The sequence below is a fragment of the Mycobacterium sp. ENV421 genome (assembly GCF_002887815.1).
Taxonomy (GTDB): domain Bacteria; phylum Actinomycetota; class Actinomycetes; order Mycobacteriales; family Mycobacteriaceae; genus Mycobacterium.
Window position 1 is genome coordinate 110,521 of record NZ_PDHO01000004.1, and the last position, 18,883, is coordinate 129,403.

Annotated in this window: 23 protein-coding genes; 14 read left to right on the top strand and 9 right to left on the bottom strand. The window is 67.2% G+C overall.

Going from position 1 to position 18,883, the window contains the following annotated elements; translation table 11 throughout:
- Window positions 1-34: 34 nt before the first annotated feature.
- Complete coding sequence (locus tag CRM90_RS06815; protein ID WP_102806242.1) at window positions 35-700, bottom strand: GNAT family N-acetyltransferase; 666 nt, start codon at window positions 698-700, stop codon at window positions 35-37.
- 206 nt (window positions 701-906) lie between these two features.
- On the opposite strand from CRM90_RS06815, the gene CRM90_RS06820 reads away from it, so the two are divergent.
- Both CRM90_RS06820 and CRM90_RS06825 read left to right on the top strand, forming a co-directional pair.
- The gene (locus CRM90_RS06820; RefSeq protein WP_233209201.1) at window positions 907-3,663 is read left to right on the top strand and encodes a glycoside hydrolase family 2 protein; all 2,757 of its coding nucleotides are present in this window, start codon (window positions 907-909) and stop codon (window positions 3,661-3,663) included.
- An 86-nt stretch (window positions 3,664-3,749) separates the two neighbouring features.
- Window positions 3,750-4,646 (top strand): DMT family transporter, encoded by an 897-nt coding sequence (locus CRM90_RS06825; RefSeq protein WP_102806479.1) that lies wholly within the window; start codon window positions 3,750-3,752, stop codon window positions 4,644-4,646.
- Here CRM90_RS06825 and CRM90_RS06830 read toward each other — a convergent pair.
- Window positions 4,643-5,068, bottom strand: coding sequence for a TIGR03618 family F420-dependent PPOX class oxidoreductase (locus CRM90_RS06830; RefSeq protein WP_102806243.1), 426 nt, complete (start codon window positions 5,066-5,068; stop codon window positions 4,643-4,645). The two genes, CRM90_RS06825 and CRM90_RS06830, sit on opposite strands and share 4 nt — an antisense overlap.
- A 51-nt stretch (window positions 5,069-5,119) precedes the next feature.
- Here CRM90_RS06830 and CRM90_RS06835 point away from each other — a divergent pair, with 51 nt between their 5' ends.
- On the top strand, window positions 5,120-5,950 hold the full coding sequence (locus tag CRM90_RS06835) for an HAD family hydrolase (RefSeq protein ID WP_102806480.1): 831 nt from the start codon (window positions 5,120-5,122) through the stop codon (window positions 5,948-5,950).
- Here CRM90_RS06835 and CRM90_RS06840 read toward each other — a convergent pair.
- A complete protein-coding gene (locus tag CRM90_RS06840; RefSeq protein ID WP_102806244.1) occupies window positions 5,947-6,690 on the bottom strand; it encodes a glucose 1-dehydrogenase in 744 nt (247 codons plus the stop codon). The two genes, CRM90_RS06835 and CRM90_RS06840, sit on opposite strands and share 4 nt — an antisense overlap.
- A gap of 107 nt (window positions 6,691-6,797) precedes the next feature.
- Here CRM90_RS06840 and CRM90_RS06845 point away from each other — a divergent pair, with 107 nt between their 5' ends.
- Window positions 6,798-7,871, top strand: a complete 1,074-nt coding sequence (locus CRM90_RS06845; RefSeq protein ID WP_102806245.1) for an NAD(P)H-dependent amine dehydrogenase family protein — start codon at window positions 6,798-6,800, stop codon at window positions 7,869-7,871.
- An 83-nt stretch (window positions 7,872-7,954) separates the two neighbouring features.
- The gene (locus CRM90_RS06850) at window positions 7,955-8,299 is read left to right on the top strand and encodes an aminopeptidase (protein ID WP_102806246.1); all 345 of its coding nucleotides are present in this window, start codon (window positions 7,955-7,957) and stop codon (window positions 8,297-8,299) included.
- A gap of 46 nt (window positions 8,300-8,345) precedes the next feature.
- Here the strand turns inward: CRM90_RS06850 and CRM90_RS06855 are convergent, their stop codons facing one another.
- The gene (locus CRM90_RS06855; RefSeq protein ID WP_199189808.1) at window positions 8,346-8,642 is read right to left on the bottom strand and encodes a hypothetical protein; all 297 of its coding nucleotides are present in this window, start codon (window positions 8,640-8,642) and stop codon (window positions 8,346-8,348) included.
- 205 nt (window positions 8,643-8,847) lie between these two features.
- On the opposite strand from CRM90_RS06855, the gene CRM90_RS06860 reads away from it, so the two are divergent.
- Window positions 8,848-9,981, top strand: a complete 1,134-nt coding sequence (locus CRM90_RS06860; protein WP_102806247.1) for a nitronate monooxygenase — start codon at window positions 8,848-8,850, stop codon at window positions 9,979-9,981.
- A gap of 66 nt (window positions 9,982-10,047) precedes the next feature.
- Here the strand turns inward: CRM90_RS06860 and CRM90_RS06865 are convergent, their stop codons facing one another.
- Window positions 10,048-10,491 carry a hypothetical protein gene (locus tag CRM90_RS06865; RefSeq protein ID WP_102806248.1) on the bottom strand — a complete coding sequence of 148 codons (444 nt, stop codon included), beginning with the start codon at window positions 10,489-10,491 and terminating at the stop codon, window positions 10,048-10,050.
- A 456-nt stretch (window positions 10,492-10,947) separates the two neighbouring features.
- Here CRM90_RS06865 and CRM90_RS06870 point away from each other — a divergent pair, with 456 nt between their 5' ends.
- On the top strand, window positions 10,948-11,259 hold the full coding sequence (locus CRM90_RS06870) for an STAS domain-containing protein (RefSeq protein WP_051660254.1): 312 nt from the start codon (window positions 10,948-10,950) through the stop codon (window positions 11,257-11,259).
- Between the two features lie 10 nt (window positions 11,260-11,269).
- Entirely contained in the window at window positions 11,270-12,082 is an 813-nt protein-coding gene (locus CRM90_RS06875) for an ANTAR domain-containing protein (protein WP_102806249.1), read from the top strand.
- Between the two features lie 105 nt (window positions 12,083-12,187).
- Here CRM90_RS06875 and CRM90_RS06880 read toward each other — a convergent pair whose 3' ends face one another.
- Window positions 12,188-12,403, bottom strand: coding sequence for a hypothetical protein (locus CRM90_RS06880; RefSeq protein WP_102806250.1), 216 nt, complete (start codon window positions 12,401-12,403; stop codon window positions 12,188-12,190).
- A 58-nt stretch (window positions 12,404-12,461) separates the two neighbouring features.
- Here CRM90_RS06880 and CRM90_RS06885 point away from each other — a divergent pair, with 58 nt between their 5' ends.
- Window positions 12,462-12,833 carry a hypothetical protein gene (locus tag CRM90_RS06885; RefSeq protein ID WP_102806251.1) on the top strand — a complete coding sequence of 124 codons (372 nt, stop codon included), beginning with the start codon at window positions 12,462-12,464 and terminating at the stop codon, window positions 12,831-12,833.
- Window positions 12,834-12,836: 3 nt separating this feature from the next.
- On the opposite strand, the gene CRM90_RS06890 is transcribed toward CRM90_RS06885, so the two are convergent.
- On the bottom strand, window positions 12,837-13,547 hold the full coding sequence (locus CRM90_RS06890) for an SDR family NAD(P)-dependent oxidoreductase (protein ID WP_102806252.1): 711 nt from the start codon (window positions 13,545-13,547) through the stop codon (window positions 12,837-12,839).
- 54 nt (window positions 13,548-13,601) lie between these two features.
- Window positions 13,602-14,192: a TetR/AcrR family transcriptional regulator gene (locus CRM90_RS06895; protein ID WP_102806253.1), complete on the bottom strand. Its 591-nt coding sequence runs from the start codon at window positions 14,190-14,192 to the stop codon at window positions 13,602-13,604.
- Window positions 14,193-14,306: 114 nt separating this feature from the next.
- On the opposite strand from CRM90_RS06895, the gene CRM90_RS06900 reads away from it, so the two are divergent.
- Together CRM90_RS06900 and CRM90_RS06905 are read left to right on the top strand one after the other, a co-directional pair.
- The gene (locus tag CRM90_RS06900) at window positions 14,307-15,587 is read left to right on the top strand and encodes a cytochrome P450 (RefSeq protein ID WP_102806254.1); all 1,281 of its coding nucleotides are present in this window, start codon (window positions 14,307-14,309) and stop codon (window positions 15,585-15,587) included.
- Window positions 15,584-15,775 carry a ferredoxin gene (locus tag CRM90_RS06905; protein ID WP_102806255.1) on the top strand — a complete coding sequence of 64 codons (192 nt, stop codon included), beginning with the start codon at window positions 15,584-15,586 and terminating at the stop codon, window positions 15,773-15,775. Before CRM90_RS06900 ends, CRM90_RS06905 begins: the two co-directional genes overlap by 4 nt.
- Here CRM90_RS06905 and CRM90_RS06910 read toward each other — a convergent pair.
- A complete protein-coding gene (locus CRM90_RS06910; protein WP_102806256.1) occupies window positions 15,769-16,056 on the bottom strand; it encodes a hypothetical protein in 288 nt (95 codons plus the stop codon). The genes CRM90_RS06905 and CRM90_RS06910 overlap by 7 nt on opposite strands.
- Window positions 16,057-16,142: 86 nt before the next feature.
- On the opposite strand from CRM90_RS06910, the gene CRM90_RS06915 reads away from it, so the two are divergent.
- From CRM90_RS06915 to CRM90_RS06925, 3 genes are all read left to right on the top strand, one after another.
- Entirely contained in the window at window positions 16,143-16,910 is a 768-nt protein-coding gene (locus tag CRM90_RS06915) for an MmyB family transcriptional regulator (RefSeq protein ID WP_102806257.1), read from the top strand.
- A gap of 110 nt (window positions 16,911-17,020) precedes the next feature.
- On the top strand, window positions 17,021-18,268 hold the full coding sequence (locus CRM90_RS06920) for a cytochrome P450 (protein ID WP_102806258.1): 1,248 nt from the start codon (window positions 17,021-17,023) through the stop codon (window positions 18,266-18,268).
- A 29-nt stretch (window positions 18,269-18,297) separates the two neighbouring features.
- Window positions 18,298-18,843 (top strand): YceI family protein, encoded by a 546-nt coding sequence (locus CRM90_RS06925; protein ID WP_102806259.1) that lies wholly within the window; start codon window positions 18,298-18,300, stop codon window positions 18,841-18,843.
- The last annotated feature ends 40 nt before the right edge of the window (window positions 18,844-18,883 follow it).

Below are 18,883 nucleotides of genomic sequence, written 5' to 3' on the forward strand. Positions count from 1 at the left end.
CAGGCCTGGGTGTCGTTGACGTAGAACGCCAGGCTCAGCGCGGGGCGGCGCCGGGAGCCCGGACCACCAGCGGCACGGCGGGGAATGCCGCCGCCATCTCCGAGCGGCATTTGCGAAGGGCGGCGGTGCCATAACCCTTCTTGCGGTGATCGGGGTGAATCCAGATCCGCACGTTGACCTCACCGCCGAGCAGCTCACCGAACACCAGGCCGACTTTCTCGTCGCCGTCGAGAGCGACAAACCAGGCCGCCTCCTCGGCCGTCAACCGGCTTCGTGCCGAACGGATCTCGTCGTCCACCAAACCGGCGGGCGCGCCCGAACCGTCACCGGCCGCACCGATTTCCTGGGTGCGGGTGGCGAAGATGTCGCGATCGGATTCGTCGGCGAACGGGCGCAGCTGCAGACTCTCGTCGGTGCTGGCCGGCCGCTCGCCGAGGGTGAAGGACAGCTGGCTGTTCAGATCTCGCAATTCGGCGGCGATCCGGTCGCGCGAGTCTCTGGTCACCTGCTCGAAGGACAGTCCCAGCACGGCCTCGGTGCCCCGGCGCGACGTGCCGAGCAGTTCGGCGATGGCGGTGATAGCGGAATCCCGGTTGTCGGAGGCGACGATGGCGTCGATCACTTCGTGGCGGCGCTCCAGCGCGGTGAGCAGAGCATCGGCGATCTCGCGGCGGGCCGCAACGCGGTCTTGGTCGGTCATGGCCCCAGCGTAGATCCGCCCGCCGCACTTCGGCGGCGCTGCGCCGAACTCCGGCGACTAACCTCGACCGGGGGTCGGGCGTGCGCTGTTGCACACGAACCAGATACGGCGTTTGCTCCACTGCTCTGCCAAGATGAACGCGCGGCTGATGAACGGTTGCGCGGGGGTGTCCTGTCGCGGATCTCGAGTTGAGGAGTTTGGGGACGGTGGCCAAGACCCTCGGCACGCTCTCCGTCCTGCTGCTCCTGCTGCTGTGCGCCGGTGACCTGCGCGTGTTCAACGGCCCGCAGCCGCGACCCGCCCAGGACATCGAGCTGTCCGACGGCTGGCGCCTCACCTCGGCGCAGGGCGTGGGCGCTGACGGCGCCGCCATCTCGGCCACTACATACGACGCCGCCGCCTGGCACCCGGTGCGCCGGATGCCGGCCACCGTCCTGGAGACCCTCCAGGACGACGGCGTCTACCCGAATCTGTACTACGGCAAGAACCTGCTCCAGAACGTGCCGCAAGACCTCTACGAGCAGGACTGGTGGTATCGCACGACGTTCAACGCGCCGGCCGACTACCCCACCTACGTGCTGGACTTCCCCGGCATCAACTACCGCGCCGAGGTGTGGCTCAACGGCCGCCGCGTCGCCGACAACAGGCACGTCGTCGGCATGTACAACGACCACGAACTCGACGTGACGCGGTGGATCAGGCAGGGCCAGCCGAACACCCTCGCCGTCAAGGTCACCCCGGAACGAGCCATTCAGGACGTCAACGGCGTCGAGCTCGCGGACAGCTGGTACGACTGGATCAACTGGCGCTACCTGGGCTATCAGGGCCCGGACAAGAACCCGGCCAACGGCAACTCGTTTGTACCCGACCGGAATGCCGGCATCTGGAAACCGGTGTACCTCAAGACATCCGGGCAGGTGTCGATCGGCGACGCCACGGTCAACACCCAACTCCCGCTACCGGACACCGACAGTGCCCGGCTGACGGTGTACGCCCCGCTGAAGAACTATTCGACCGAGAAGGTCCGCGGCATTCTGCGCGCCACGATCACCCGCGACGGCAAGGCGCCCCTGCACGTCGACGAGCCGGTCACGCTGATGCCAGGCGAGGAGCGGGAGATCACGCTGAGCCCTGAGAAGTTCGCCGCGCTGACCGTCGAGCACCCGGACCTGTGGTGGCCGTACACGATGGGCCGGCCCGATCTCTACGACCTGAAGCTGGAGTTCGTGCAGAACGGTCAGGCGACCGAGGAGGCCACCCAGAAGTTCGGTATCCGCACCATCACCCAGGGCCGCGACTCCGACGACTCGTTCGCCGAGCTGGGTACCGGCGGCAACTTCTACCTTCAAGTGAACGGCAAGAACTTCCTGGTCCGGGGCGCCACCTACACGCCCGACCTGCTCTACAAGTACGACCCGGCGCGCGACGCCGCGATCCTGGGCTACGTCAAAGACCTCGGCCTGAACATGCTGCGGCTGGAGTCCAAGATCTCGTCACAGCGCTTCGTCGAGCAGGCCGACGAACTCGGCATCCCGCTGATGTACGGCTGGATGTGCTGCAACCAGTGGGAGAAGTGGCAGCAGTGGGACGACGAGGATCGTCGCGTCTCGCAGGACAGCATGCGCTCGCAGATCGAGATGCTGCGGTCGCACGCCTCGGTGTTCGTGTGGGCCAACGGCAGCGACGGCCGCCCGCCCGCCGACGTGCTGACCGAGTACCACCAGATCCTGTCCGATCTGCATTGGCAGAACGCCACCGTCGACACGGTGTCGTCGCTGAACCGGGACGCCGACGGCAAGCAGCTGTGGGACGGCATCCAGATGGCCGGGCCCTACACCTGGCGTCCGCCGTCGTACTGGTTCGCCGGCCAGTACGGCGCGGCCCGCGGCTCGTCGGCCGAACAGGGCGACAACGAGCACATCCCACCGTTCGCGAGCCTGCAGAAGTTCATCCCGCCCGACAAGCTCTGGCCGATCAACGACACCTGGTTCTTCCACGCCGGGTCGGATCCGCAGAACTCGCGGCTGGCCAACGTCCAGCGTGTCATCAACCGCCGCTACGGGCCGTCCACCAACGCGCGGATGTTCGCCGACAAGGCTCAGCTGGCCCACTACGAGGCGACCCGCGCGCAGTTCGAATCGTTCGCGGCCAACGGCTGGGACGGGCACAAGATGACGATCTACTGGATGCTCAACAGCCACTGGCCGTCGTTCTTCGGCAACATCTTCGACTACTACCTGCGCCCCGGCGGCGCATACTACGGCGCCAAGAAGGGCCTGCAGCCGCTGTCGGTGGTGTTCGACTCCTACGCCACCGGTAACCACCGCCAGGCCAAGGTGACCGTCGTCAACCAGACCCCGGACACCCACGAGAACCTGCGCGTCCGGGTCCGCATCTACAGCCTCAACGGCGCGCTGCGTGACGATCGGGCCGCCGACGGCATCGCCGTCGACCCGGGCGGCGCGGTGCAGGCGATGACGCTGCCGCCCGGGCCGGCCTGCTCCCCGGTGTTCTTCGTCCGCTGCGAGTTGCTCGACGCCGACGGCAACGTCGTCGCCAACAATGTCTACTGGCAGTCCCGGCAGGCCGACGACGTCGGTCCGCCGGCCAACGATGCGGCGTTCAACTCCAACCAGGTGAGCTGGGCCGACATGACCGCGTTGAACACGATGCCGAAGGTGCCGCTGGAGGTCAGTGCCACCGGCGGCGACGACGCCGGCCGTGACGTCACCATCAGCCTGCACAACCCGACCCCGCAGATCGCGTTCTTCGAACGCGCCGAACTGCTCTCCGGTCCGCTCGCCGACGAGATCCTGCCCATCCAGTACGACGACAACTACGTGACGGTGTTCCCGGGCGAGACCGTCCAGATCAAGGGCCGGGTTCCCGGGTCGGGACCCGCCCCGGCGTGGGTCAGGGTCACCGGGTACAACAGCACACCGGTGGTCGTGCAGGTTCGCTGACACTCGCGACGTCGCTGACGTCGGCCTACTCGCGCGTGCCCTAGATTCGGTGATGCGCCGCCGGACAACCAGTGAAGGAATGGATATTGCTGCAGCACGCGCTCGTCGTGGCAGCCGCCCTTGCCGGTGCGGTGTTCGCGGCCATCGGCATCGTGGTCCGTCAGCGGGCCACCATGGACGTCCCGCGCGATCAAGGTGTCAGCACCGTGATGTTGTCGACGCTGTTGCGCCGCCGGCTGTGGTGGGCCGGCACCGCGTCGGCGGTGACGGGGTATGCGTTCCAGGCGATCGCACTGGCCTACGGCTCGCTGCTGCTGGTCGCCCCGCTCATGGTGTCCGCGTTGCTGTTCGCGCTACCGATGAGTGCGCGGCTGGCGCACCGCCGGGTAACCCGCGGCGAGTGGGGTTGGGCCATGCTGCTCACGCTCGCGTTGGGGGTGTTCGTGTCGTTGGCCCGGACCAAGCCCGGCGACTACGACGGCGCGACGTTGCCTGCCGTGGTGGTGGCCGGGATCAGCCTGCTGTTCGTGGCCGGCTGTCTGCTGGTGGCGCTGCGACTGTCGGACTGGCGGCGGGCGATCCTGCTGGCGGTCGGTGTCGGTGTGCTGTTCGGCGTGGTGGCTGTGCTGACGAAGCTCGTGATGCACGCCGTGCGCGAGGGCGACATGGGGCGGCTGTTCACCTCACCGGTGCTGTACGTGGTGATCGTCGTCGGAGTGGTGGCCACTCTGCTGCAGCAGTCGGCCTTCCACGCCGGGTCGCTTCGCGCCTCGGTCCCGGCGATGCTGGTGCTCGAACCGGTGATCGCCGTGCTGATCGGGGAGGTGGTGTTGGGCGAGCACCTCGCGGTCACCAAGCCGGTCGCGGTCGTGCTGGCTATCGCCGTCGGCGCCATGGCCGCGGCCACGATCGCCCTCGGACGCGATGAGGGCGCCTGGGAAGAGGAGCTCGAAGCAGCGGCCAGGACCCGCCAGGACGGTTAGCTCGCCCAGGGACCGATGCCGCCGACGGTGTCGATCCGGATCCGGGTCAGGTATCCCGGTGGGGCGTCGTCAGGCGGGAACATCACGTTGTCGTCGGTGACCATCACCGCGGCGAGATCCCGCAGGACCTCGGGCGCGCCGCCTTCCACGATGCGCGCGGTGCCGGTGACCGACAGATACGGCCGCATGACGGCGCCCGGCTCGGTCGAGACGATGGTGAGCGCCACCCGGCCGTCACGGCGCACGTTGCGGACCTTCTTGTGCTCGGACAGGTGAGCTGTCACCAGCTCGTCGCCGTCCTCACCGGACTGCACCGCCACCCACACCAGCGACACCTGGGGGCTGCCGTCCGGATTCAGGGTGACCAGCGTGGCGTCGGCGCCGGAGCCGATCAGAGCGCGCGCCGCATCGTTGAGCTTCATGTGGCGTGCAACACCGTACGGACCGCGGCATTCCCGGATCGGCATGATGGTGTGGTGACACTGTCAGCGGATCCGCTCGCGCAGATCGCCGGGAGCCCACCGGGTCCGGCCGTCGGCGCGTTCTTCGACCTGGACGGCACCCTGGTCGCCGGTTTCACCGCGACCGCGCACGCCAGCGACCGGGTCCGCCGCGGACAGGCCCGGATCGGCGAGGTGCTCGGCGTGATCGAGGCTTCGCTGCGCTACAAGCTGGGCCGCATGCAGTTCGAGCGGTTGCTGGTGCGCGCAGCGGGGTATCTGCGCGGCGAGTCACTGGCCGAACTCGACGCGATCGGCGAACGGCTCTACACCGAGCAGGTGGCGGCGCGGGTGTACCCGCTGATGCGCGAGATCGTCGCTGCGCATCAGGAACGCGGGCACACCGTCGTGCTCAGCTCGTCAGCGCTGACCATCCATGCGGAGCCGGTGGCACGCGCGCTGGGGATCGACGACGTCATCTGCAACACCTTCGAGCTGGACGACGCCGGCCGCCTGACCGGGAACATCGCCAAGCCGGTCGTCTGGGGACGCCAGAAAGCCGCTGCGGTGCAACGGTTTTGCGAAGCCAACGAGGTCGACCTGGCCGGCAGCTACTTCTACGCCGACGGCGACGAGGACGCTGCCCTGATGCGGCTGGTCGGCCATCCCCGTCCGGTCAATCCGCGGCCGGGGCTGGCCGCGAAGGCCGCGGCGAGTGACTGGCCGGTGCTCCGGCTGTCGATCCCCGGTCGCCGCAGCGGGGCGGCCGATGCGATCGGCCACTTCCCCGCGCTGGGGCGGGCCGCCCTCGGCGCGGCGTTCGGCTCCCTGGCGATGCGGACCCGCCGCAACGCCAGAGACTAGGGCATCGCGCGGTGCGGGACGTCGGTGATCAGACCGCCGTCGACGACAAATTCCGAACCCGTGGAGAACGACGACTCGTCACTGGCGAGGAAGACGATGAAGGTGGCCACTTCCTCGGGCTGGCCCGGACGGCCCAGCGGGGCGCTGACCATGTCCTCGGGAAGGTGCTTGGTCATCGGGGTGCGGATGAAGCCCGGGTGCACCGAGTTGACCCGGATGTTGTCCGACGCCAGTTCCAGCGCAGCGGATTTCGTCAGGCCGCGCAGGCCCCACTTGGACGCCACATAGCTGTGCACCCACGCGGCGCCACGCATGCCCTCGATGGACGACACGTTGATGATCGAGCCGCCACCGGACTCCTTCATCGACGGCAGGACGGCTTGGATACCCAGCAGCGCGCCGGTCAGGTTGACGTCGAGGACCTTCTTCCATCGCTCCACATCGAGCGACTTCAGCGGCGCGACCTGGACGATGCCCGCGTTGTTCACCAGCACGTTGACCTTGCCGAAATCCGCAACCGCGAGCTCGACCGCGGCCTTCCACTGATCGGCTTCGGTGACGTCGAGGTGCACGTAGCGGGCGGCGTCGCCGAGTTCGTCGGCGAGTTCCTTGCCCTTGTCGTCGAGGATGTCCCCGATCACGACCTTGGCGCCTTCGGCGACCAGCATCCGCGCGTCAGCGGCGCCCATCCCCTGTGCGCCACCAGTGATGATGGCTACTTTGTCGTCTACGCGTCCCATGAGCCGACAGGCTACCGGTAGCTCTCGCCGCGAGGTAGAACCTGTTCCAGTTTCGGCGCCGAATGCGCATACTGAACGCACCGCAGACCCCAGCATGAGGAGAACTTATGGCCATCCGCGTTGCCCACATCGGCACCGGAAACGTCGGTCGGATCGCCCTGTCCGAACTCATCGAGAACCCGGGCTTCGAGCTCACCGGGCTGTGCGTGTCCGCAGACGAGAAGGTGGGCAAGGACGCGGGCGAACTGGCCGGCCTCGATGTGAAGACCGGAATCCTGGCCACCAAAGATCTCGACGCAGTGCTGGCGTCCGAACCCGAGTGCGCCGTGTACTGCGCGATGGGCGACACCCGGATGCCCGAAGCCATGGAGGACGTCCGCAAGATCCTCGCCGCAGGCATCAACGTCGTCGGATCATCGCCCGGGTTGCTGCAGTACCCCTGGGGCGTGATGCCCGACAAGTACATCCAGAGAGTGGAAGACGCGGCCCGACAAGGCAATTCAAGCCTGTTCATCAGCGGTGTCGACCCGGGCTTCGTCAACGATCTGATCCCGCTCGCGCTGGCCAGCACCTGTCAGCGCATCGAGCAGGTGCGATGCATGGAGATCCACGACTACGCGTCCTACGACGGCGCAGAAGTCATGCACTACATGGGTTTTGCCCGCTACATGGACGAGATCCCGATGCTGCTGCAGCCCGGAGTGCTCAGCATCGCCTGGGGCACGGCGATCCGGCAGCTGGCCGCCGGCCTGGGCATCGAGGTCGACGAGATCACCGAGTCGTACCAACGCGAACCCGCGCCAGAGGATTTCGACATCGCGGTCGGTCATGTCGCCAAGGGCACCCTGGCCGTCCTGCAGTTCGAGATCCGCGGAATGGTCAACGGCCACCCCGCGATCGTCATCGAGCACATCACCCGGTTGCGCCCCGATCTGCGTCCGGATCTGCCACAGCCCGCAGCTGGCGGCGGCTCGTACCGCATCGAAATCACCGGTGAGCCGTCGTACGCGGTGGACATCGTCCCGAGCAGCAGTTACGGCGACCACAACCAGGCCGCGATCGCCGGCGCCGCAGGCCGCATCGTCAACGCGATTCCCGCGGTGATCGCGGCGCCGCCGGGTATCCGCACCACGCTCAACCTGCCATTGATCTCAGAGGTGGAGTTGTTCGCCAAGCCCTGACAGGTGCGCGCCGCGGCGCGTTTGGCCGGGTGGCCACCGGGGTAGACCCCGCACCGATTCGACGGATGCGTAAGGAGACGGACATGTCGGTGCGCCGCGTGGTTCTTCTGGTAGGTGCGGTGCTGCTGATCGCCGGGGTCATCGCGATGCTGGTACCGGTGTCGACCCCGGACGGCAACGGCGGCAGCATCGGCTGCGGCAACGCCATCTCGGAAGATCTGTCGGCGGCACGCGCCGCCAACGACAAGAACGTCATCGCCAATGTCCCGATCCTGAATCAGCTCGTCCCGCACACCGACTTCGTGGCGCAGTGCCAATCGTCGGTGTCCTCGCGGCGGACGTGGTCGATTCCGCTGGCCGTGATCGGCCTGCTGGTCGCGGGCGGCTCGCTGCTGGTCGGCCGTCGAGGAGTCGGCTCGACGAGCTAGCCGACGAGGAGCCGGCTCGACGAGCTAGCCGCAGCGGCATCGAGACCTAGGGCCGATAGCCCGGAACGATCAGCGTGCCCGGGTAATTCACGTAGTACGACAAGCAGATCGGGCTGTGCCGGCAGGCAATGATCGCGCCGGCGTCGGGCGCCGCGCCGATGGTGTGATTGCCCCGGGCCGGCAGACCGCAGTTCACCACATACGGGTTGAGCGGCACGACGCCGTTGGTGCAATCGGGACCTGAGTTCGCGGAGGCCACGCCCACGGGCGCGAGCGCCGCGGTCAGGGCGGTGGCGATTCCGAGCAGCGCCACGCGCCGCAATCGAAGTGATGAGACAACCATGGCTGCACCCTCTCGCCGACTGTGAGCCGACACTGCCAACGGTACTCCGCCACGAGCCGTCGTCAGGGGCTCTCGCTGGGGTGATTGCGCCGATAGGCATTCGTTCGCGCATCGATGGTGGATACCTGCAACTCGCACGTCCGGCGCGTACTAAACTAGAACACGTTTCAGTCTGTCTACGCCCCACGCTTGAAGGAGCCGGTCCATGCGCACTCCCCTCTGCGACGACCTCGATATCGAATATCCGATCTTCGCGTTCACCCACTGCCGCGACGTGGTCGTGGCCGTCAGCAAGGCCGGCGGCTTCGGTGTGCTCGGCGCCGTCGGGTTCTCCCCCGAACAGCTCGAGATCGAGCTCAAGTGGATCGATGAGAACATCGGCGACCACCACTACGGCGTCGACATCGTGATCCCCAACAAGTACGAAGGCATGGACTCGACGGACCTGTCCCCCGAGGTTCTGAAGAAGACGCTGAACGACCTTGTGCCGCAGGAGCACATCGACTTCGCCAAGAAGGTTCTCGCCGACCACGGTGTTCCCGTCGAGAACAGCGACGACGACGCCATGGGGCTGCTGGGGTGGACCGAGGCGACCGCGACGCCGCAGGTCGAGGTGGCGCTCAAGCATCCGAAGTGCACGCTGATCGCCAACGCGCTCGGCACCCCGCCGGCCGAAATGATCAAGCACATCCACGCCGAGGGCCGCAAGGTCGCCGCGCTGTGCGGGTCGCCGTCGCAGGCGAAGAAGCACGCCGAGGCCGGCGTGGACATCATCATCGCCCAGGGCGGCGAGGCCGGCGGACACTGCGGTGAGATCGGCTCGATCGTGCTGTGGCCGCAGGTCGTCAAGGCGGTGGCACCGGTGCCGGTGCTGGCCGCCGGCGGTATCGGCAGCGGCCAGCAGATCGCCGCGGCGCTGGCGCTGGGCGCCCAGGGCGCGTGGACCGGTTCGCAGTGGGTGATGGTCGAGGAGTCCGAGCACACCGAGGTGCAGCACGCCGCGTATGCGAAGGCCGAGAGCCGCGACACCGTGCGCAGCCGCTCGTTCACCGGCAAGCCCGCCCGCATGCTGCGCAACGACTGGACCGAGGCGTGGGAGAAGGACGGCAACCCCAAGCCACTCGGAATGCCGTTGCAGTACATGGTTTCCGGCATGGCCGTTGCCGCGACGCACAAGTACCCCAATGAGAGCGTCAACGTCGCGTTCAACCCGATCGGACAGGTCGTCGGCCAGTTCACCAAGGTCGAGAAGACCGCCACGGTGATCGAGCGCTGGGTGCAGGAGTACCTGGAGGCCACCACCCGTCTCGACGAGCTGAACGAAGCGGCGTCCGTCTGACCGCATTCACAACGCAATCAGGGCGAGAATCTTCGTGAATTCTCGCCCTGATTGCGTTCTCGCCGGCTAGCTGGCCGGGTAGAAGTCGTTCCCGTTGCCCCAATCGCCGGAATGCATCGAACCGGGCTGCCAGCCCTGAGCTCCCAGGCAGAGCATGGGCAGGCCGTCGGGCGACTGGGCCGCGGCCTGCGAGCCCGGGCACGGCGATCCGACGGCCTGCACGCCGTAGATCTTGGGTGAGAGCACCCAGAAGCCCACCCCCTCCGGTGGGCGGTCCATGCCGATCGGCGACTGGCCGGGGATCCAGCGGCAGAGCAACGGCTCGCCACCGGGGCCGCGGCCGAACGCGAACCGGTCCCACTGGTAGCACGGCGCGCTCAGGTAGGCCTCGTAGCTCATGCCCGGCGGATCGCCCGGGAACGGCCCGTGGGGTTCATCGGCGGCGGCATTCGGTGCCACGGCCAGCGCCGCTGCAGCGACGGCTGCTGCGATGACGAATTCGCGGAGCATCTATCCACCCTCTAGGTCTCTTCCCGCAGGGCCCCTTGCCCCCCGGCAACCCTCTCGCGTGAGCCTAACTGCTGTTGCGGGTGTGTCTGCGGTGAACTCGGAAAGGCGCGTGAGTCCCGGTGGCAGCGCACCGGTAGCAGACTTTGCTCTCGCCGACTGCTCGGCACGCACCGAAGCTTGCTAAGCTGCCGGGCGATTACGTCGTCGGGGGTAAAGATGGCGACGGGAGAAACCAGTGGGTGAAGCGCGCGGCGCCAGATCGGTTGCTGCCGCCGGTCGAGATGTCCTGCTCGGGCCAAGAATCGTGCTGACGGTCCGATCCTGTGACGCTGTCGACCGGTGGCGGCTTGCGGTTTCCGGCACCAGCTGTTCGAACCATCAGCAACAATCGCCGAGTAACGGCAGTTACGGTTCGTGCGTCGGAACAGGCGTCGAAACGCTCAAGGAGTTGCGCTGATGGCAGAGGCCCAGTTCCGGGTCGCGGTGGGTTCCGATCTGGAGTCGCCACAGGTGGTTGCCGCCGGTGAGATCGACCTGGCCAATGTCGGGCAGTTCCAGGACGTGGTGGCCAAGGCCGCCACCGGATCTGCCGCGTTGACCGTCGACCTGTCGGACGTCACCTATTGCGACAGCGCGGCGGTGCGTGCACTGTTTGCCGTGGCCGCCACGGCCGAGCTCACGATGATCATCGCGGCCGAAGGCCCGATCAAGACGTTGCTCGGCATCTCCGGCCTCGACCGGGTGGCCACCGTCATCACCAAGGAGTGAGTCGCACACCATGCCCGTCCCCGAGTTCCACCGGCGCGACCTGTCCCAGCAGGAATTGTTCGACCGGATTCTCGAACGCGTTCATCTCGACCTGCCCCATGCGGTCGGGTTGGCGATCACCGTGCACGATCGGCGCCTCGACGAGGACGAGGTGACGGTCCTGGCCGCCCGCGGCTACGGCGGCGAGATCGTCGAGGCGCAGCTGGCCGGGCTGGGCGGTCCGGTGATCGACGCCTTCGTCCACCAGATGCCGGTGCTGAGCCTGGATTTGTGGGCCGACGAGCGCTGGCCGGAGCTGAGCCTGCAGGCCATGGACGGCCGGGTGCCCGAGCACGGCGCGGCCTGGCGTGAGGTTCGTGGTGCGGTGTCGGTGCCCGGGGTGTGGAAAGCCGACAGCACGGTCGTGTTGTCCTGCGCGCTGGACCGGCCGTCGACGGCCACCACGGTGACCACCCTGATCGGCTACGAGCAGCTGGTCTCCGCGGCCATGGTGGCGGCCGGTGCCGAGGACGAGACGGCCACCGCCGACATGCTCGCGGTATTGCAGTCGCGCGGAGCCATCGAGCAGGCCAAAGGCGCAATCATGGGGCGGTTGATGTGCGACGCCGACACCGCGTGGGCGACTCTGCGCCGGGCCAGCCATGAATCGAACGTGAAGCTGCGCTCACTGGCGGTGGCCCTGGTGGAGCACATCAGCGGTGCACCGGCCGAGCAGCCCGCGGCCGGTTCGCCGATCGTGCCCACCGACCAGGCCCGCCAGGCGGCCGGCTTGTTGTGGGCGGTGCTGACCCACGAGTCGACCCCGGCCGAACCGGCGAGCTGACCGGCGTGACGGGCATCTCCTGCGATTGGTCCGGAGAAACGCCGCTGCACAGCGCGGAAAACGCCCTCCGAGGTGGTTCGCTTAGGCCATGTCAGCTCACGAACCTCACACCACCCCGCCGTCGCGCTGGTTGCCCTGGCTGGGAGTCGGCGGAGCACTGACGGCGGTCGGACTGGCGGTCGCGGTGACCGCGGCGTCCGGCTCGTCTGACACGCTGCCCGTCGCCCAGGCCGCACCGACGACGCTGTCGACGACGGCCAGCACGACGGCGACGACCTCACCATCGGCCGCGACAACCTCGAGCGCTGCGGCGTCGTTCACGGCCGACTCCCGGGGCTATGTCGACACCGGCGCACGGTGCGACGAGAACCAGACTCTGATGGCCTACGGCCGCACGTCGAAATCTCTGGTGGTGATCTGCGTGAACGCCGACGGCGGACTGGAGTACCGCGGCGTTCGCCTGTCGGACAACGCTCCCCTGCACCTACCGATCACGCGTAGCTCCGACGGGACGCTGGTCGCGGTCAATGACGGTGTCACGTATGCCGTTTCGCCCACCCAGATCCTGGTGTCCTCGGGTGACGATGTCATCTACAAGGACTCGTGGATCGAGTTCAAGGAGGCCAGCTTCTCGCCGACCGGCACCTCGGGCACCGCGAGCAGTTCGGCGAGCGCGACGACGACGGTCAGCACCACCACCGTCACGGTGACGACATCGGTGACCCCGACGACGACGAAGCCCGCCGGCTGACGCTCAGGTGTTGCGTCCGCCGTTGACGCCGAGGATCTGTCCGGTGATGTAGCCGGCTTCTTCGGAGATCAAGAACGCGCATGCCGCGGCGATGTCTTCCGGTTTGCCCATCCGGCGCACCGGGGTGGCGTCGATGGTGGCCTGGATGTCACCCATGTTTCCGCGGGCTTCGGCCTTGCGCAGCATCGGGGTGTCGATGAAGCCGGGCGGCACCGCGTTGACCGTGATGCCGGCCGGACCATACTCCAGCGCAAGGCTTTTCGTCAGACCGTTGACGCCGGACTTCGCCGCGACGTAGGCCGACATATAGGGCACACCAGAGTGGGTGCTCGACGAGGAGATGTTGACGATGCGGCCCCAGCCGGCCTCGACCATGTCCGGCAGGACGGCCTGGATGGTGTGGAAGACACCGTGCAGGTTGATGTCGATGATGTTCTGCCACTGCTCGAAGGACAGGTCGAGGAAGCGCCGGAAGCTGTCCTTGCCTGCGGCGTTCACCAGGATCGTGACCGGCCCGAGGGTGGAGTGGATCTCGGCGAGCGCAGCATCGATCTGCGCGCGGTCGGTGACGTCCGCGACGTAGGAGTGTTCGGCCTCGGAGGGATTGAGGTCGATGATCGCCACGGTGTGACCGTCGGCGCGCAACCGGTCCGCCACTGCCGCACCGATTCCCGAACCGCCACCGGTCACCACCGCCGTTTTCGAGGTGGACATAGGTTTCCCCTTTCCGGCGGGCTGACCGCCTGATGAACGAAAGATGCTGGAAAATCAGGATGTTCGGCGCGGCGCACGCAAGCCGAGTGCACGCCGGCCCGCCTCGACGAGCTGGGCGTGCAGCCACTCGTCGTCGGCTGCACGTTTCGGATCGGCCGATCCGGCGATTCCGGCGAAGACGAACTGCGCCCGCAGATACCCGCCGGGGCCGGGGTGGACATCGGCGAGCAGCGCCATCTGGCGCGAGATCATGTGCGTCCAGTCGCGGTTGGCTTTCAGCACGGTGTGCACGCTCGGGTCAGACGCCAGGACCGAGACCAGCATCGGGTTCTGCACCGCCAGGCGGGCGTAGCCGTTGAGCATGCGTTCGGCCCGGGCCTGCACGCCGCGTTGCTTCTCCGCGTCGTCGACCACCGCGGACAGCTTGTCGATGATCGGCTCGAGGATCGCGGTGAGCAACTGCTCGCGGGTCCGAAAGTGGTGGTAGATCGCGGCTTTGGTGAAGCCGAGCTCGTCGGCGATCATCTGCAGCGAGGTCCCGGCGAAGCTGTGCCGAATGAACAGCGCGATGGCCGCATCGATCAGCCGCTGCCGGGTATCGGGGGCGGCCGTGGAGTCGGGGGTGGCTGCGGCGACTGCGCTCATCGTCGACTCCCTTCGCAATGCAACTTTACGATCGGCTAGTAAACTACCATACGATCGGCTAGCATCCTCCTCGCCGATCGTATAGGCCATACCGTGACGTGAAGGGATTCCTCAGTGACCGACGTAGACGCCGTCAACTTCTTCACGGATCGCGGTCTGGTCGCTGATCCGTATCCGTATCTGGAGGCGCTGCAAGCACGTTGCCCGGTCTCGAAGGAGCCGCACCACGGCGTGTGGATGGTCACCGGATGGGAAGAAGCCACCGAAGTCGCCGGCGACGCTGACCGTTTCTCGTCCTGCATCGCGGTGACCGGCCCCTTCCCCGGCTTCCCGGTTCCCGTCGAGGGGCGTGACGACGTCCCGGAACTCATCGCCCGGCACCGCGACGAACTGCCCTTCTACGACCAGTTGCCCGCGCTCGATCCGCCCGTGCACACCGATCACCGCGCCCTGCTGATGCGGCTGATCACACCCAAGCGCCTCAAGGAGAACGAAGAGGCGATGGGAGCGATGGTCGACCGCGCGCTCGACGACTACCTGGTCGGCAGCGGCGGTGAGCTGATTGCCGGCTTCGCCCAGCCGTTCACGCTGATGATCATCGCCGACCTGCTGGGCGTCCCCGACGTCGACCGCGACGAGTTCGTCAGGGAAATGGCCAGCGGCGCGCACCACGGCGGCGGCATCGGCAGCGTCAAGGGCGAGAGCCTGGCCAAGTCCCCCTTGGAGTATCTCTACGACAAGTTCAGCGCCTATATCGAAGACCGGCGCGCCAACCCTCGCGGCGACGTGCTGTCCGAGATGGCCGCGGCCACCTTCCCGGACGGCTCGGTGCCCGATCCCGGCGACGTGGCCCGGGTGGCGGCCAACCTCTACTCGGCAGGCCAGGAGACCACTGTCCGGCTGCTCAGCGCCGCCCTGCAGATCCTCGGCGACAACCCGGAATTCCAGGCGCAGCTGCGGGCGGACCGTTCCACGATCAGCAACTTCATCGAAGAAGCGCTGCGCTTCGAGAGCCCGGTCAAGGGCGACTTCCGGCTCTCCAAGGAACCGGTCACCCTCGGTGGGGTGGATGTCCCGTCGGGCTCCACACTGATGGTGGTCCAGGCCGCGGCCAATCGCGACCCGCGCCGCTTCACCGACCCGAACACCTTCGACCCATCTCGGTCAAATGCCCGGCAGCACATCGCATTCGGGCGAGGAATCCACACCTGCCCGGGCGCTCCGCTGGCCCGGGCCGAGGCGCGGGTGGCGCTGACGCGTCTGCTGGATCGCACCACCGACATCCGTATCAGTGAAGAACACCACGGACCCGCCGATGCACGGCGGTATTCCTATGTGCCCACCTACATCCTGCGTGGGCTCACCGAACTGCATCTGGAGTTTGATCTCGTATGAAAGCCCACATCGACGACGGGCGCTGCCGGGGCCATGGCGTGTGCACCACCGTCTGTCCGGAGGTGTTCGCGATGACCGACGACGGGTATGCCGAGGCGATCGTCGACGAGGTGCCCGCCGGGCTCGAAGACAGCGCCCGTGAGGCCGCCGGCGCCTGCCCGGAGAACGCCGTCATCCTCGATCAGTAGTTCACGATCGAGCGCCAATAGTCTTCGGGTATTTCGGTATTCGCGCGCAGCATCAGCGCGAGGCCGGTGGCCATCGCCACGCCGAGCAGTCCGAGCCAGAGCCCGAACAGACCGACCGCGGTCCAGATCGCGACGGTCAGCGCGGGCCAGCGTGACACCAGGGTGAGCAGCGGGGCGAAGAAGAAGCCGGCGCCGACGAACCATGCCGAGCCGGCACGATCGGACCTGAGCACGAAACCAAGCCAGCGCGGAACCGGATGCGGATCACTGTGCCGTGTCATGCGCTTCACGCTCCCGCACCGAGGTAGGCGGCGCAATTACCTGCGAGGTAATGGCGTAGCCCCGACGACTGGGAGATGCTGGCGGAATGGGCAGCACAGCGTTCGGGGACCTGTTGCGCGACTGGCGGCGCCGGCGCCGACTCAGTCAACTCGATCTGGCCCTGGAAGCCGACGTCTCGGCCCGGCACGTCAGCTTTGTCGAGAGTGGACGCTCCACGCCGAGTCGCGCCATGGTGCTCAGGTTGGCGGACGCCCTGGCCGTCCCGGCCCGCGAGCAGAATCACCTGCTGCTGGCCGCCGGGCTGGCGCCGGCGTATGCCGAGCGGGGCTTCGACGATCCCGCGATGGCGGCCGTCCGCGCCGGAGTCGACCGGGTGCTCGCCGCCTACGACCCCTACCCCTGTCTGGCGGTGAACCGCAATTGGGATGTGCTGCAGATCAATTCGGGAACCGCGGTGCTTCTGGACGGGGTCGCACCGCATCTCCTGGAAACCCCGAACGCCCTGCGCATCGCACTGCATCCCGACGGACTGGCGCCGCGCATCCGCAATCTGTCGCAGTGGCGGCATCACCTGCTCAGCCGATTGCGCCGCGAGGCCGGCGCCGGACGCTCCGCCGGCCTGCTGGCAGAGCTCGAGTCCTACCCGGGCGGCGAGGACGCGTCGACCGATCTCGGCGGCGTCGCGGTCCCGCTGGAGGTCGACCGTCTCGACGGGCTGCCGCTGACGTTCCTCTCGATGGTGACGACATTCGGAACGGCGCTCGACCTGACCGCTGCGGAGCTGAGCCTCGAGGCTTTCCTGCCTGCCGACCAGGCCACCGCCGAGGCGCTGCGACCGACATCGACCCAGTGATAGAACACGTTCTAGTTGCGAGTTTCCTCAACCCGCACCCGAGGCCTCCGTGCGTGGTGTAGGCATGGATCACCGGGCACTAGATCACGTCGTATGGAGGTGCGCTTTTTATGCCCAGTCCGAACCTGCCCCCCGGCTTCGACTTCACCGACCCCGACCTGAACAACGAGCGGTTACCCGTCGAAGAACTCGCTGAGCTGCGCCGCGTCGCACCGATCTGGTGGAACGAACAGCCACGAGGTGTCGGCGGTTTCGACGACGACGGCTACTGGGTCGTCAGCAAGCACAAGGACGTCAAAGAGATCTCCCGGCGCAGCGACGTGTTCTCCAGCCTGGAGAACACCGCCCTGCCGCGCTATCCGGACAACGCGGCCGTGTCGCACAAGGACACCGGCCAGTTCATCCTGCTGAACATGGACGCGCCGCGGCACACCCATCTGCGCCAGATCGTCTCCCGCGCATTCACCCCGCGGGCCGTCGAGACGTTGCGGGCGAACCTGCACGAACGCGCCCAGGCGATCGCCAAAGCCGCTGCCGCGCAGGGTTCGGGCGACTTCGTCGAACAGGTCTCCTGCGAGCTGCCACTGCAGGCCATCGCCGACCTCATGGGCGTACCGCAGGACGAACGCAAGAAGCTCTTCGACTGGTCCAACCAGATGGTCGGTGAAGCAGACCCCGAGTTCCATCGCAACGACCCGCAGGGCGCCGCCGGCGAGCTGATCATGTACGGGATGCAGATGGCAGCCGACCGGACGGCCAACCCCGGCGACGATCTGGTGACCAAGCTGGTGCAGGCCGACGTCGACGGGCACAAGCTCTCCGACGACGAGTTCGGGTTCTTCGTGATTCTGCTGGCCGTGGCGGGCAACGAGACCACCCGCAACTCGATCACCCACGGCATGACGGCGTTCGCCGATTTCCCGGACCAGTGGGAGCTGTACAAGGCGCAGCGTCCCGTGACGGCGGTCGACGAGATCGTCCGATGGGCGACCCCGGTCACGTCGTTCCAGCGCACAGCTCTGGACGACGTCGAGCTCTCGGGTGTGCAGATCAAGAAGGGTCAGCGGGTGGTGATGTCCTACCGCTCGGCCAATTTCGACGAAGAAGTCTTCGACGATCCGTTCACGTTCAACATCCTTCGCGACCCCAATCCGCATGTCGGCTTCGGCGGTACCGGCGCGCACTACTGCCTCGGGGCCAACCTGGCCAGGATGACGATCGATCTGATGTTCAACGCGATCGCCGACCACATGCCGGATCTGACGCCGTTGTCGAAGCCGGAGCGGCTGCGGTCCGGCTGGCTCAACGGCATCAAGCACTGGCAGGTCGACTACACCGGGGCCGGCGCAAGCAAGTAGCTTGTGACACAGGCCGATACAGTCGAGGCGTGACGGATACCTGCTGGACACTGACCGCCGCCGAGGGTGAACTGCAGATATTCACCGGAGTCGGGGGGCCTGCCGCCAAGATGGGGCATCGCCTGACCATCACCTTCGCGTCCTGGCAGGCGCAGGTCCAGTGGCGCGGGGACGCCCCGGTCACAGCCCGACTGGTCGTCGATGTCGACTCGTTGCAGGTCGTCAGGGGTGAGGGTGGCGTGACACCGCTGACCGGACCGGAGAAGGGTGTCGTTCGCTCGAACGCGCTGAAGTCGCTGGACGCCAAGAAATTTCCGCAGATCACCTTCGACGCCGAGAACATTGGCACGACTGCGGGCGGCTACCACCTGGACGGCAGCGTCACGATCCACGGCACGACGCACCCGCAATCGGTCGATCTGGCCGTCGAGGAGCACGACGGGATGTGGGTGATGTCCACCGAGCTGCCGGTGGTTCAGACCGAATTCGGGGTCAAGCCGTACTCGCTGTTCATGGGGACGCTGAAGGTGGCCGACGAGGTGGCACTCACGTTCACCGCGCGCCACCCGAAGTAGCGCCGAAATCGACGTTGTGCGGGGCTCCACCCGCACTTCT

Excerpts from the sequence above, each read along its gene's own strand:
- CRM90_RS06815 (WP_102806242.1), bottom strand. The coding sequence starts at position 700 with ATGACCGACCAAGACCGCGTTGCGGCCCGCCGCGAGATCGCCGATGCT.
- CRM90_RS06830 (WP_102806243.1), bottom strand. The coding sequence starts at position 5,068 with ATGAAGCTCAACGATGCGGCGCGCGCTCTGATCGGCTCCGGCGCCGAC.
- CRM90_RS06840 (WP_102806244.1), bottom strand. The coding sequence starts at position 6,690 with ATGGGACGCGTAGACGACAAAGTAGCCATCATCACTGGTGGCGCACAG.
- CRM90_RS06845 (WP_102806245.1), top strand. The coding sequence starts at position 6,798 with ATGGCCATCCGCGTTGCCCACATCGGCACCGGAAACGTCGGTCGGATC.
- CRM90_RS06850 (WP_102806246.1), top strand. The coding sequence starts at position 7,955 with ATGTCGGTGCGCCGCGTGGTTCTTCTGGTAGGTGCGGTGCTGCTGATC.
- CRM90_RS06855 (WP_199189808.1), bottom strand. The coding sequence starts at position 8,642 with ATGGTTGTCTCATCACTTCGATTGCGGCGCGTGGCGCTGCTCGGAATC.
- CRM90_RS06860 (WP_102806247.1), top strand. The coding sequence starts at position 8,848 with ATGCGCACTCCCCTCTGCGACGACCTCGATATCGAATATCCGATCTTC.
- CRM90_RS06865 (WP_102806248.1), bottom strand. The coding sequence starts at position 10,491 with ATGCTCCGCGAATTCGTCATCGCAGCAGCCGTCGCTGCAGCGGCGCTG.
- CRM90_RS06870 (WP_051660254.1), top strand. The coding sequence starts at position 10,948 with ATGGCAGAGGCCCAGTTCCGGGTCGCGGTGGGTTCCGATCTGGAGTCG.
- CRM90_RS06875 (WP_102806249.1), top strand. The coding sequence starts at position 11,270 with ATGCCCGTCCCCGAGTTCCACCGGCGCGACCTGTCCCAGCAGGAATTG.
- CRM90_RS06885 (WP_102806251.1), top strand. The coding sequence starts at position 12,462 with ATGGCCTACGGCCGCACGTCGAAATCTCTGGTGGTGATCTGCGTGAAC.
- CRM90_RS06890 (WP_102806252.1), bottom strand. The coding sequence starts at position 13,547 with ATGTCCACCTCGAAAACGGCGGTGGTGACCGGTGGCGGTTCGGGAATC.
- CRM90_RS06895 (WP_102806253.1), bottom strand. The coding sequence starts at position 14,192 with ATGAGCGCAGTCGCCGCAGCCACCCCCGACTCCACGGCCGCCCCCGAT.
- CRM90_RS06905 (WP_102806255.1), top strand. The coding sequence starts at position 15,584 with ATGAAAGCCCACATCGACGACGGGCGCTGCCGGGGCCATGGCGTGTGC.
- CRM90_RS06910 (WP_102806256.1), bottom strand. The coding sequence starts at position 16,056 with ATGACACGGCACAGTGATCCGCATCCGGTTCCGCGCTGGCTTGGTTTC.
- CRM90_RS06915 (WP_102806257.1), top strand. The coding sequence starts at position 16,143 with ATGGGCAGCACAGCGTTCGGGGACCTGTTGCGCGACTGGCGGCGCCGG.
- CRM90_RS06920 (WP_102806258.1), top strand. The coding sequence starts at position 17,021 with ATGCCCAGTCCGAACCTGCCCCCCGGCTTCGACTTCACCGACCCCGAC.